Here is an 11,673-nt window from a genome sequence, read left to right on the forward strand (position 1 = left end):
CCGGATGCGTAGAGATGCGCATGTCCGGTTCGGGAAGCGGCTCGCGGAATCCCACCGGTGGAGACACCGGCAGGGCGCCGCGAGTCGACTTTCACCACAACTTCCTCACGCTTCCGTACGCGTTGGAGGACATGCTCGCCGCCGCCCGTGGCTACCGACTCGGCATCACCCTCGCGCACCAGAACCTCGCCCAGCTGCCCCGGCACCTGGAAGAGAGCATCGCCGCGAACGCCCGCAGCAAGCTCTACTTCACGATGTCGCCCGCGGACGCGAAGCGACTCGTCCGCCACGTCGAACCTCGCCTGTCTGAGCATGACCTGGCCAACCTCGGCCGCTTCCACGCCGCCACCCGCCTCGTCGTCGGCGGCGAAGAGGCACCGGCGTTCACGCTGCGCACCGAGAAGCTACCCGCCCCGGTACCGGGCCGCGCCGCGCAGATCCGCCGCGAGCTACGCCGCCGCGCGCCCACCCCCACACCGACGCCGCCGGACCCGACGGCCCCGCCGCCGCCGGCCGACCCCCGCCGAACCGCCCGCTGACCACCTCGGAGCCCTCATGGTCGCCTATCCGCATCCCCAACGTGCCCTGCGTATCCCGCCCCGTGCGCCCGGCCGGGTCGTCGCCGACGCCGCGCTGGTCACCTACCTCGCCCGCCACCTCTCCCCCCGCGACCGGTGGATCACCCGACTGGCCCACGAGCACCGGGTACTGACCACCCACCAGATCGTCGAGGTCGGCTGGTCCACCCAGCGGGCCGCGAACCGCCGGCTCCTGGAGCTCTACCGGTGGAGAGTCCTCGACCGCTTCCAGCCTTTGGTCCCCATCGGGCAGGGACAGCCCCCGGCCCACTACGTCTGCGACATCGCCGGCGCCAGCGTCCTCGCCGCCGAGGACAGCATCGAGCTCAAGGCCACCGGCTACCGCCATCCACGCGCGATGGCCATCGCCCACTCCCTGCGCCTGGCGCACACCGTCGCCGTCAATGGCTTTTTCACCGCCCTGATCGCTCACGCCCGCCGCCCTACCCCACCCGGCACCCTCACGGCCTGGTGGTCAGAGACCCGCTGCCAGCAGGCTTTCGGGGACCTCGTCCGCCCCGACGCCTACGGCCGCTGGACCACCGCCCGAGGCGAGATCGAATGGTTCCTCGAACTCGACTGGGCCACCGAACAGCTGGGCAGACTTGCCCTGAAGATCGGCGACTATGGGCGGCTCGCCGCGGCGACAAGGATCAGCACACCGGTGCTGTTCTGGTTCCCCACCGCGGGGCGGGAGACCAACGCCCGCCAAGTGCTCGCCGCAGCGCTGACCGGGCTCGACCAGCCCGACATGGTCCCGATCGCCACCACCGCCGCCACCCTCGCCCTCGCCGACGCCCAGCTCGACCCCACCCTCGCACGCTGGCTGCCACTGACCCAGCCCCGCGGCGACCGGCTCCCCCTCGACCAGCTCATCTCCGCCTGGCCCCGACTACGACCCCCCGACCCGCTAGACGGCCGCGCGGGTGACACCACGGCGGAGCCGGGCCTGCGTCCACCCACGCCGATGCCCCCCAGCAAGACCGGGGGGTGAGCGGCCACGACCAAATACCTCGCCGCCGCCCTCGCCGCGGTGGTCCTGCTCATTGTGATGACGGGGGCCGCCGCCGCCGGGATTGCCGAACGGGTCCTATGCCTGCCGGTCGTCGGCTGGTTCCTCGGCTGTTCCAGCGGCGGCAGCCCCAGCCAAAGCGCGCTCGACGACATCCCGCCCGATTACCTGAACCTCTACATGCAGGCCGCACCGACCTGCCCCGGCTTGTCCTGGACGACCCTCGCCGCCATCGGAAAAGTCGAGTCCGATCACGGTCGGAGTCGGCTGCCGGGTGTAGTCAGCGGCACTAACAGCGCCGGCGCCGGCGGGCCCATGCAGTTCCTCGCCGGAACGTTCGCCGAGGTCGTCGCCCGCCACTCGCTACCGGCCGGCGGCGCGAACCCACCGTCGCTCTACAACGCCCAGGACGCCGTCTACGCCGCAGCGTCCTACCTCTGCGACAATCACGTCGGAGCCGATATGACCGGCGCTCTGTGGGCCTACAACCATTCGGACGCCTACGTCGCTCAGGTCGTTACCCAGGCCACCGAGTACTCTGAACCGACGTCGAGCTATTCAGTAGAGTGCCAGCTTGTTCAGTCGACAGTTCAGTCAGGTTCCGATGGTTTCAGCAGTGCGGCGCTGACGGCGGTCGCGTACGCCTGTGCGCAGATCGGTAAGCCGTACGTGTGGGGCGGCAACGGCGATCCCGGGTTCGACTGTTCAGGGTTGACTCACGCGGCATACGCCGCAGTCGGTATCCAGATTCCGAGGACAGCCCAGACGCAGTACGATGCCAGCCCGCTTCTGCCGTCTGGAATGCCATTGCAGCCCGGTGACCTGGTGTTCTTCGGGACCCCAGGCGACATCCATCACGTCGGAATCTCGTTGGGAGGGACCATGATGGTCGATGCGCCTGATTTTAGAAGGACGGTCACGGAGCGGGATTTCAGTGGTTTCTCGGACTACGCGGGCGCGTCCCGGCTCGCACGATAGTGGAGGGTCTGTGGTCTTTCCAGACTCGCCGTCGGCGAGGATAATCTCTGATGTTGGCGTTGTAGTGGAACAGTTCGCCGTAGCGGCCCCGGTCAGCGCCTGTGCCATCGGCACCTTCGCGGTGGCGGGGTCGTGGCCAGCGCGACCAGCGCGAACACACTGCGGGAGGTGTAGTCGAGGACCGCGGCGATGTCCTTGGCGTACTCAGCGGGGTCCCGTGACTCGCGTACCTCGTCGTCGGCGATACCTGCCACGACATGCTGCGCGTCGCGGATCGTGTCGAGTATCGGGCGCCTGCCCGCGATGATGTCCTCGTAAGCCGCTTCCGCACCCACCGCTGCAAGGAGCGCAAGATGCTCCGCTGCCAGCCGGGGAATGCTGTCCTCGGGGCCGGTGATGCGTACCGCGGTGAAGGCCAGCACATCGAGCAGCCTGACGGCTTCGAGAGGCTCGGCGTCGGCCGGCAGCTCGCGCAGCTCCAGGGCGTGGGACGCAAGGCGCGTGGTGGTGGGGGCGAGTGGCGCGTGGTCCAACACCCACGTGACGCGGTCGGAGGACAGACCGAGGCTGGCTGACAGATTTGGCAGGACGAGCGAGCCGACCCGCGGCCGCAAGGACGGCCGAGCAGACTCTTGCAGGGTCACAGCTTCCCGCTCGGTAGCCATCACCGACCCGTTCCTCACGTGTCCGTATTGCGAGTTTTGCGCCTCGGAGGCGAAAAACGTCCAGCTGTGTGGTTTACGATGGAGATCGAGCCCGTGCGATGGACGGCTTACGCAGGATCCCGACAGGAGAGGCCGACAGTGACCACGGAGAACGCCGTATCTCGATCACACGCACGCCGCTGGTATCGGCGGGTTCTGGTCGCGGCCTGTTGGACGCTCGCGGGACTGACGCTCCTGCTGACCGTCGGAACGTTCGTGTGGCAGGCGCCGGGGATCGGGCTGGTCGGCTCGCTCGGTGGATACATACCGGGCTGGCTGATCGTCCTCGCCATCCTCGGAGTCGTCGCCGGCACGGGCGCTTGGCTCCTTCACCGGTCGAAAGCGCTCATCGCCGCAGTCGTGATCTGCGCGGTATCCGCCGTGTCCGGCGGGATTTTCATCGCCGACCAAAGTGCCGCGCTCGACGAGGCGGGTGTGCAGGCGCAGTTCGGGGACTTCTTCGGCCCGTTCCTGAACGGCGGGAAGGGGCCGGACAAGACCATCGAATACGGACCCGTCTACGGGCGCTCGATCCGCATGGGCGTCTACCGACCCGCCGCCTCCGGTGTGCCTGCACCCGTCGTCGTGCATATCCACGGCGGCGGGTTCACCTCTGGCAACGAGGTCAGCGACACCAAGTTCGCGCGCTACCTCACCGATCAGGGGTTCCTCGTGTTCACCCCCACCTACAGCCTCGCCACCAGCCAAACGGCCACCTGGGATATCGCACCCAGGGAGATCATCTGTGCCCTGGCTACCGTGAACAACTTCGCTGACGAATATGGAGGCGATACTCATCAATTCTACGTCACCGGCAGCTCCGCGGGGGGAAACCTCGCCACACTGGCCGCGAACCTTGTCGCCGCCGGCGAGGACCGCGGCGCCGACTGCGGCCCTTTGCCGGAGGTCACTGCGGTCGCAGTCAACATCCCAGCGACCGACCCGGGCTTCGCCGAGGGCATCCCGTACGCCATCAGTGGCGGCCTCGCGCGCAGTCTCGCCGAGGCATATACAGGCGGTACCCCCGAAACTGTGCCCGACAGGTATGCTGCCATCAATTCCACAGGCACTCTCACGGCCGCCTCACCGCCCACCCTCCTGGTCTATGGTGAAAATGACTGGCTTGTGCCCGCCCAAGCCTCCCTTTCCTATGCGCAACGCGCGCGCGCCCTTGGAGTGGAGGTGCGTGCGGTCGGCGTCCCTTGGACCGGACATCTTATCGGCCTCAGCGGCGCAGGTGGCAGAGCGATTGCCGAACTCACCACTGCCTGGTTCACCACCCACCAGTGATTAGCGAGTGACACGCCCCGCCGAGGCCGCGGACATATAGGATTGTTTCGAGATCAGCAGGGTTTGCTACGAAAAAGGCAGCATTGGAGGCCACCTCCCGTCACTGGCGGGCGGTCTTCTACACGTCGCAGCCGGACCTGAAGCTGATGGTAGTCAACCCCTCTCATCTGTACTGGCCACTCCATAGAGCCCTCTTTGCGAGGGGACGACGGAGCCGCTCCCGATGGCGCCCCAACGAGAGCCATATGGTGCGTGACGAGCCACGCCAGATCCTGCCGAACGGGCCAATGATGCCTCCCACGAGAGGATGGAATGAGGCCGATATCACAGTGGAGTGACGCCTTTCCCGGACGTCGGTCAGCCGGTCGCGGCAAGGTAGAGAGCGAGACACCATTCCGAATGCCGGCCCCAAGCCGCCGTCGGGCGGCGAGGACTATGTCTCGAGAGACGATCGAGATCTTCTCCCGGCCAGCGGACGTCACGCGGAGGTACCGCCTTCCCAACTGCGGCGGCGACGTCCCTCCCGCCGCCAGAAGTCCGCGCTCATCGCCCTCGTATTGGTCGCCCTTTTCCCGATCGCCGACCGTTTCGCGGTGGCTCTCACCAGGAAGCAGATCGCCGAACTACTCGAAAGCGGCGTCGCGGACGCCTTGGACTGTGGCGCACCGCCGCCGACCGTCACAGATATCGACATTGACGGCTTTCCTTTCCTCACTCAGGTTCTTCTAGGGAATTTCAAGGGCATCAGCCTTGCCATCGAGGGTCTGTCGACCCCGGGGCCCAGGATCGCCGTGCTGGACCTGAGCGCCGACGGGCTCCGTATCCCGATCCGCAGCATCGTGACCGGTGGAGAAGCGAAGATCTCCATCGACTCCGTGCGAGCCAGGGTCGAAATTCTTTACAGCGATCTAAACGAATACCTCGCTGGGTAGACTGGTCACGTATCGGTCCATGCCGTGGACGGCGGGAAACTCCTGACGATCTCCGCAGCGACAGATCTTCCCTTTTTGGGCCCCCAGCAGGTGACCGGAGTCACATCTTTCGAGATCCGCGACAACAAAGTCCGGCTTGTGCCGTCCCATCTGTCGCTCAGCGGCGCGATCGACCTCGACCTACCCATTCCCCTAGGAAACCTCCTTCCCCCCATTCCAATCCCGATAGGCAACCTGCCGTTTGATGTCAGAATTGCGTCGGTGTCGACGAACACCGCCGGGATGGTGATCACCGGGGAAGCGCGGAACATAACAACCACGGCTGACACAAGCCACCAGACGGAGCGGGACTGCCCCGCTACCGAGAACGCCACACCCTGACCACGGTCACCGTCGCGGGCATGCGAGAGTGGCACCCAGCCCCTGGTAACGGCTGGCGCTACTCACCTCGCAGCCTGGCTCGAATTCACCACGATGGTGGGCAACCCGCAGGGAACCCCTGCTCTCATACCTCAATAGGTGGCACGGCCTCCACTGATGTCGTAGGCCGCGCTGGTGGAGAAGCTGACGCGAGCCGAGGCGAGAAAGGACACGAGTTCGGCGACCTCCTCGGGGCGGCCGATCCTCTTCATGGGGATCAGGCTGGTGATGCGTGCGAGCACCTCCGGCGCCGTGGTCGCGTTCATGGGCGTGGCTATCACCGCAGGCGCGATGGCGTTGACCAGGACTCCAGTGGTGGCGAGCTCTTTACCCGCCGACTTCGTCAGGCCGATCATAGCGGCCTTGGAGGCGGAATACGGCGCGAGGTTGAGATTGCCGTCCTTGCCGGCCATGCTGGGGCAGCGCTGCCGCACTGCGATCCCACCGATCCTGGTCGGCGAAGAGCCGTGGCGACAACTTTGCTTCCGCGCAGGTGCGCGCCCCTACGAAGGCCGCTGGCTCCCGCTCGGTGTTGTGATCATGACGAGTCCGAGGAAGTGACAGATCGGTGAGAGAGCGCTCCGGGACAGATCGGTGAGAAGACCGCAGATCTCCTGGTCGCGCCACCCCAGTGGGACATAGGTGATGAGAACTACAATTTCGTAGGTTCTCACCGACATGGCCACTTCTCGCGGATGGTGTCATTGATCTGTTCCGTGGGGCAGATCAATGAAAAGCGGCGCGTGCATGTAGGACACCGGACGCTGCGGACCCGTGGCCGAAGCGGTTCGTGGCGCGGGCGTGTGTCGGCCGGTGGGCAGGGTGCTCAGCTGTCGGTGAGCTGGCGCAGGAGGCGGACGCCGGGCATGCGGTCGTCGGCCCGCATCGGCACGTCGAAGATCTCCGGCTCGTCGAAGACGGGCCGTCCGTTGGGGCGGCGGGTGTAGGGAGCGAAGCCGAAGTCGGCGCCGTCGGTGGTGTCGTATGCGGTCCAGGCGATCGTCTCCTGCTCGCCGGGGCGTAGCGGATGGTTGGAGACCGCCCTGGCACTGAAGATGCCGGGTTCGGTCTCGATGATGACCTGGGGGACAGCGAAGGCGAACCGGCGCAGGTTCAGGGCACGGGCGTGCTCGGCGGCCTGGTGCTCGAACGCGACGGTGGCGTCCTGGTCACGCAGGTAGTCGTAGTCGGACAGGATCTGGCGGCGGTCGCCGTCGAGGATGACAATTGCGGGTGCGTCTTTGACGCCGATCGCGCGTTGGACACGGCCGACGACGTCGGTGACCAGCGTCCAGGTGTCGTCGTTCATGGCGGATGTCCTTCGGGTCTGGGGCAGGGGCCGGCGGCCTGGGAGCGGGCCAGGGGCGGGTGCCTCAGCGCGGCTCCGGGCCGCCTTCTCGGCGCAGGTCGGCGCGCAGGTGCAGGGTCTCGTCGAGGATCTCGCGCAGCAGCGCCATCCCGGGAAACTTCCGCGACGGGCCTATCGGAGTAGTCACAGTGAACGTCTCGTCGCCGTCAAGACCGAAGGTGTAGGTGCCATCGGGATTGCGGGTGTAGAGCGCCGTCCCGGTCGTGACGCCCTCCTCGACGTCGAAGAGCGTGTAGGCGATCACGTCGTATTCGTTGAGGTCGTCGCGCAGTGGGCCGGTGAAGGGCGAGCGCAGGAGTACCGAGTCCTCACCCACGAGCGGACGCGGAGTGACGATCATCGGCACGGCGATGATCAGCCGTTCGAGGTCGATGCCGGCGACCTCGCGGGCCAGCTGCTGCTCGTACGCGACGGCTTTGGCGGGGTCGCGCAGGTAGTCGGCGAAGTGGTGCTTGCGGGTGGGTTGGCCTTCCAAGACCGCGAGGGCGGGTTGGTCGCCGGCCCGTAGCGCGTCTTGGAGTTCGCCGATGGTCGTGTCCAGCAGGATGTGGGACTCGATGTTCACCGCGGCGTCCTCTTCGGTCGGGTCGGCTGTCGTGGCAGGGATCGGATGGTTCCAGTCTGGTCCGGCGGGTGGTGGCCTGTCTGCGGGAGGGGCCGTCACCCGCGCGGCCTGGCCGGACCCAATCTGCGCGTGTCACGGGCTTCTACTGGTGTTGCGGTGGTCACCCTGCCTTCGCGTCCGAGGTCGGTGACGTGTCGGCCGTCGTCGACCTTCGTCACAACCGATCCGCCAGACGTAGCCCTCCGTCGGAGCCGCAGGGGACGGCGGCGTGGATCGTGCGGCTGTTCTGCTCGTATCCCGTGATTGTCTTTCATTCCTGCGGCATGGCGCAGCCAGCCTGGCCCACGCGCTTGCGGGGCGCGGTTTCGTAGCCTGAGATCAGCGAGGTCAAGATGGCCGATGATCTGCCGAGTTGGCCAGCGGACGATCCGGCCGCAGCGGACACAGCAATAGTGGCCATGCCACCGGGCCGAGGTCGATGCGACTTCACGGCGTCCGGCGACCGGAACGAATCCTTCTTTGTCTGGAGTGTTGTCGCACCGGCACAGCCATGCGTCGTCGGCGCCGCGGCAAGCGATGAATTCACGCATAGCAAGCATCTCTCTTTCCTGAGAGCAAGATTCGGAAGGGAAGCAGGTCCTCGCGGAAGTGCACCCCGACGTGGGCGGCCTCGCGGTCCTTGGGATGGACGTGGCGGGAAACCTCGCCGCGTCTCGCCCGGCCGGGGATGCTCGACGATCCGCCGGTTCATGGCGGCGCTGAAGGTCGTCGAGCGCAATCTCGTGCCTGGCCGTGCTGCGGTGCGGCGGACTGTCCGCCACACCGCAGCACGGGGGAGGTTCCGCGCTCGTGCCGTCCCGACCAGCCCGATGGCCTTGCCGGCGTGGGTGGATCAGGCGGTGCCCGAGGCGGTCCCGACGTCGCTGGTGGGGTCGAGCGCCTTCCACTGCCGGAGCATGTCGATCAGCTCGTCGGGGGTGCGGTCGTAGAGGATGGCGAGGGTGCGCAGATCTCCTGCGCGGATCGAGAGGACCCGGCCCGCGTAGTCGTCGCGTTCCCGCTGGATCTCGGCGACCCAGCGGCGTAGCGGCCCGGTGTCCTCGGTGGGCACGCTGGCCAGGGCGGGCAGGTTGAGCACGATGCGGGCGGTGCGCGGCGGGAGCGGGTCGGGTCGTGCGCTGGGCAGGAGCTCGGCCACGGGGACGCCGTAGAACGCGGCGAGGGCGGCAAGGTTCTCGATGTTCACCATGCGGTCGCCGCGTTCGTAGGAGCCGACCGCTGAGGTCTTCCACCGGCCGAGGGAGAGGGTTTCGACCTGCTGGAGGGAACGGCCCTGCTGGGTGCGGATGGCGCGTAGGCGGGCGCCCACCTCGCGGGCGTAGGCGCGGTTCTCACTGGTCGTGGTCATTCTTCCTCCTGGTGGATGGGCGATTGGGGACGGGGCAGCGCAGAGAGCGGCGATCGAGGTGCGCTTCCCTCGAGGGGTGGGGTCCGAGGCGGGTTGTGTGCGACACGAGCCCACGCAGCGAGCGATCAGGGTGCTGGCCCCGACTAGGACCAGCGGTGCGGGCCGAGCGGCAGCTCGCGGGGCCTGTGGGATGCGGCTGTGCCGAATCCCGACGTGTGCGCTCGGGCCGGCTGCCCGGGCGGGCCGATGACGGGCTCGGCCCGGCGACGCGGGCTTGCCGGCAGCTCGGCTTACAGATCACCGAAACGGGCGTTCAGCGAGTACGACCGTCAGGCGGAGTCGCTGACGGTGCCGCCGTCGAGCCTGGATCGTCGTTGTCGATCCTGCGCCGTCGCGGATTTAGGTCTGGCCGGTGGGGATGACCCGGACGTCGAGGATGTCCTGGTCATCGAGGGCGAGCAGAGCGGTGGCGTAGGCGTCGAACGGTTCGTCGTAGACCATGCCCACAGTGCTCGGCAGCGTCATCCACCTGCGACGGCGGCGCGACCGCGTCTGCACCTGCACGGCGGTGCCGGTCAGGACCGCGAGGAGAGCGGCGGGAGTGTCGGTGTCGAGGCCCCGGCGTTCCGGGCCGGCCAGGTAGGCATCCCCGACGATCACGTCCTGGCCGCGTAGCTGTTGGACATGGACCCAGGTCAGCAGGGTGGCACGGCCATTGCGTGGCAGCCCATCGGGCTTGCCGTTCTGGTTGACGTACAGCGTCGCCGCGGGCCGGGTGAGGCCGATCGGTTCGATCGGTCCGCCCACGAGGGCCTGCGCGGCGCGCAGGCTGGTTTCGTCATGGTCGACCGGGCGGACCGGCAGCAACGGGTCCGCCGGCACCAGCACTATTTTGATCATTGTCGGGTGCTTTCCGGGAAGGCGACCGCTACCCTGCCCCGTGCTCGGAGGGGCTCACTGCTGGTCGCTGGGGCTGGTGGGTGTGGGGGGTCGGGTCCACTGGCCGGTCTGCGGGTCCCAGACGGCTTCGCCGTAGAGGCGGTTGAGGTCGGGAAACTCCTGGAACGGGGCGGGCAGCATCCAGCCGAACGCCCGGCACTCGGCCTCGCCGGGGTAGGCGCCGGTCCATGGGTCATCGCCGTGGTCATGCGGCTGGTCGCAGCCGGCGCGTTGCAGCCCGGTCTGGCGGCAGCGGGCGATGTCGCAGTCGGGGTGGTGGCGCCGGCCCGGAAGCGCGTCGCATCCAGGGCACGTCGGAGCGGGCTGGGTCGACATCGGTGGCCTTCGGATGATCAGGGTGCGCCGGTCATGTCAGGCCGCTCGGCCACGTTCGCCGCCGCGGGTTCCTGAAGGTCACGCGATGCCGCGGTCTGCGCATGACCGTCGTGGAGCGGGGCAGATCCTTCCGCGGCGACGCGCCAGGGGACGGGGTGGCCGTGGGTGGAGTTGGCGCAGTCGGTCCGTTCGGCCCCGGTCCGGTCGTCGTAGACGTGGCCGCCATCGACGTAGATCTCAAACGGCGGGGCGTCCTCGGCGTGGTCGAGGGTCACGGCGGTGTCGATGTGGATCAGCAGGCTTCCGGCCTCGTCGAGGCAGACACTGATCCGCAGCGGGAGGTGGACGTTGCCGGGTTCCCAACTGGCCATCGGGTGCGGCGGGAGTGCCTCGAACACCTCGACGGTGCCGAAGCTGACAGACATGTCGGGCATGACAACCTCCAGGGAAGGCACGGTGAGGGGGCGGTGTGCGGCTTCGGGATGGGCCGGTCAGTGGCGGGTGCGTCGACTCAGGGCGTCGGCCCGGACGCGGACGAGGCGCACGACGGTGAGCACGGTGGGCCGCGTGCGGTCCAGCGGCGGGCGCAGAATGTCGCGGTCGTAGGCACCGAGCAGAAGCCCGGCGGTGACGGTGTGGACGGCCTGCGCGGCGTCGTCGACGGCGCGCCGGTGACCGTTCACACTCGGAGTCCAGCCATCGGGCGCGACCGCCACGGCCGGCGGGCCCGGGGGCAGCCGGAAGATCAGGGTGACGTGGGTGGGGTCGCCGTGGTGGTCGAGGTAGAAGGCCCCGTCGGGCAGGTCGGCGAGGACGGCGCCGATCGTGGCGCCGTCCGCACCCGGCCGGATGGTCACATGGATGGTGTCGGGCTGGGGATGGCGGACCGACACGAGCGGCTCCGAGGACATCGGAAGGGTCCAATCGTGGGATTCCGGGCGTGGCGGCCCGGATGAGGTCATGGCAGGTCGCTGTCTGTCCGATCGAGGTGGCGGAGCAGGGTGAGCGCACGTGTGGCCTGGTGGACGTCGCGGGCGAGCGCGAGAGCTTCCGCGCGCTCGCCGAGGGCGCGGGCCTGCCAGTCGTCGGCCAGGACGTCGCCGTGGCCGATCAGAACCTGCGGTCCGAGATCCCAGATGATC

Annotated in this window: 13 protein-coding genes and 3 pseudogenes; 6 read left to right on the forward strand and 10 right to left on the reverse strand. The window is 68.0% G+C overall.

Features of this window, described 5'->3' with window-relative positions:
* The 3 genes and pseudogenes from ACG83_RS41250 to ACG83_RS41260 form a co-directional block, all read left to right on the forward strand.
* Positions 1–539, forward strand: a pseudogene (locus ACG83_RS41250) (type IV secretory system conjugative DNA transfer family protein); the annotation flags it as partial.
* 16 nt (positions 540–555) lie between these two features.
* The gene (locus tag ACG83_RS41255; RefSeq protein WP_054571686.1) at positions 556–1,572 is read left to right on the forward strand and encodes a replication-relaxation family protein; all 1,017 of its coding nucleotides are present in this window, start codon (positions 556–558) and stop codon (positions 1,570–1,572) included.
* 39 nt (positions 1,573–1,611) lie between these two features.
* Positions 1,612–2,568, forward strand: coding sequence for a bifunctional lytic transglycosylase/C40 family peptidase (locus ACG83_RS41260; protein WP_235498531.1), 957 nt, complete (start codon positions 1,612–1,614; stop codon positions 2,566–2,568).
* Between the two features lie 92 nt (positions 2,569–2,660).
* Here ACG83_RS41260 and ACG83_RS41265 read toward each other — a convergent pair whose 3' ends face one another.
* Positions 2,661–3,101, reverse strand: coding sequence for a hypothetical protein (locus tag ACG83_RS41265; RefSeq protein WP_152991676.1), 441 nt, complete (start codon positions 3,099–3,101; stop codon positions 2,661–2,663).
* Positions 3,102–3,371: 270 nt separating this feature from the next.
* Here ACG83_RS41265 and ACG83_RS41270 point away from each other — a divergent pair, with 270 nt between their 5' ends.
* From ACG83_RS41270 to ACG83_RS48340, 3 genes are all read left to right on the forward strand, one after another.
* Entirely contained in the window at positions 3,372–4,562 is a 1,191-nt protein-coding gene (locus ACG83_RS41270) for an alpha/beta hydrolase (RefSeq protein WP_054571688.1), read from the forward strand.
* Between the two features lie 557 nt (positions 4,563–5,119).
* The gene (locus ACG83_RS48335; protein ID WP_054571689.1) at positions 5,120–5,494 is read left to right on the forward strand and encodes a DUF2993 domain-containing protein; all 375 of its coding nucleotides are present in this window, start codon (positions 5,120–5,122) and stop codon (positions 5,492–5,494) included.
* Positions 5,495–5,518: 24 nt separating this feature from the next.
* Positions 5,519–5,875, forward strand: a complete 357-nt coding sequence (locus tag ACG83_RS48340; protein WP_152991677.1) for an LmeA family phospholipid-binding protein — start codon at positions 5,519–5,521, stop codon at positions 5,873–5,875.
* 131 nt (positions 5,876–6,006) lie between these two features.
* Here the strand turns inward: ACG83_RS48340 and ACG83_RS41280 are convergent.
* The 9 genes and pseudogenes from ACG83_RS41280 to ACG83_RS45710 form a co-directional block, all read right to left on the reverse strand.
* Positions 6,007–6,330: pseudogene (locus tag ACG83_RS41280) on the reverse strand (SDR family oxidoreductase); the annotation flags it as partial.
* A gap of 410 nt (positions 6,331–6,740) precedes the next feature.
* Positions 6,741–7,223 (reverse strand): hypothetical protein, encoded by a 483-nt coding sequence (locus ACG83_RS41285; RefSeq protein WP_054571690.1) that lies wholly within the window; start codon positions 7,221–7,223, stop codon positions 6,741–6,743.
* Between the two features lie 64 nt (positions 7,224–7,287).
* The gene (locus ACG83_RS41290; protein ID WP_054571691.1) at positions 7,288–7,848 is read right to left on the reverse strand and encodes a hypothetical protein; all 561 of its coding nucleotides are present in this window, start codon (positions 7,846–7,848) and stop codon (positions 7,288–7,290) included.
* Positions 7,849–8,740: 892 nt separating this feature from the next.
* The gene (locus tag ACG83_RS41295; protein WP_054571692.1) at positions 8,741–9,256 is read right to left on the reverse strand and encodes a transcriptional regulator; all 516 of its coding nucleotides are present in this window, start codon (positions 9,254–9,256) and stop codon (positions 8,741–8,743) included.
* A 399-nt stretch (positions 9,257–9,655) separates the two neighbouring features.
* On the reverse strand, positions 9,656–10,144 hold the full coding sequence (locus ACG83_RS41300; RefSeq protein ID WP_054571693.1) for a DUF3846 domain-containing protein: 489 nt from the start codon (positions 10,142–10,144) through the stop codon (positions 9,656–9,658).
* Between the two features lie 66 nt (positions 10,145–10,210).
* The gene (locus ACG83_RS41305) at positions 10,211–10,531 is read right to left on the reverse strand and encodes a hypothetical protein (protein ID WP_054571694.1); all 321 of its coding nucleotides are present in this window, start codon (positions 10,529–10,531) and stop codon (positions 10,211–10,213) included.
* A 17-nt stretch (positions 10,532–10,548) separates the two neighbouring features.
* Positions 10,549–10,965: a hypothetical protein gene (locus tag ACG83_RS41310; RefSeq protein ID WP_063793387.1), complete on the reverse strand. Its 417-nt coding sequence runs from the start codon at positions 10,963–10,965 to the stop codon at positions 10,549–10,551.
* A 57-nt stretch (positions 10,966–11,022) separates the two neighbouring features.
* A complete protein-coding gene (locus ACG83_RS46380; protein WP_054571695.1) occupies positions 11,023–11,442 on the reverse strand; it encodes a hypothetical protein in 420 nt (139 codons plus the stop codon).
* A gap of 47 nt (positions 11,443–11,489) precedes the next feature.
* Positions 11,490–11,673: pseudogene (locus ACG83_RS45710) on the reverse strand (hypothetical protein); the annotation flags it as partial.

Origin of the sequence: Frankia sp. R43 (assembly GCF_001306465.1) — a bacterium.
In the GTDB taxonomy this organism is placed as follows: domain Bacteria; phylum Actinomycetota; class Actinomycetes; order Frankiales; family Frankiaceae; genus Parafrankia; species Parafrankia irregularis.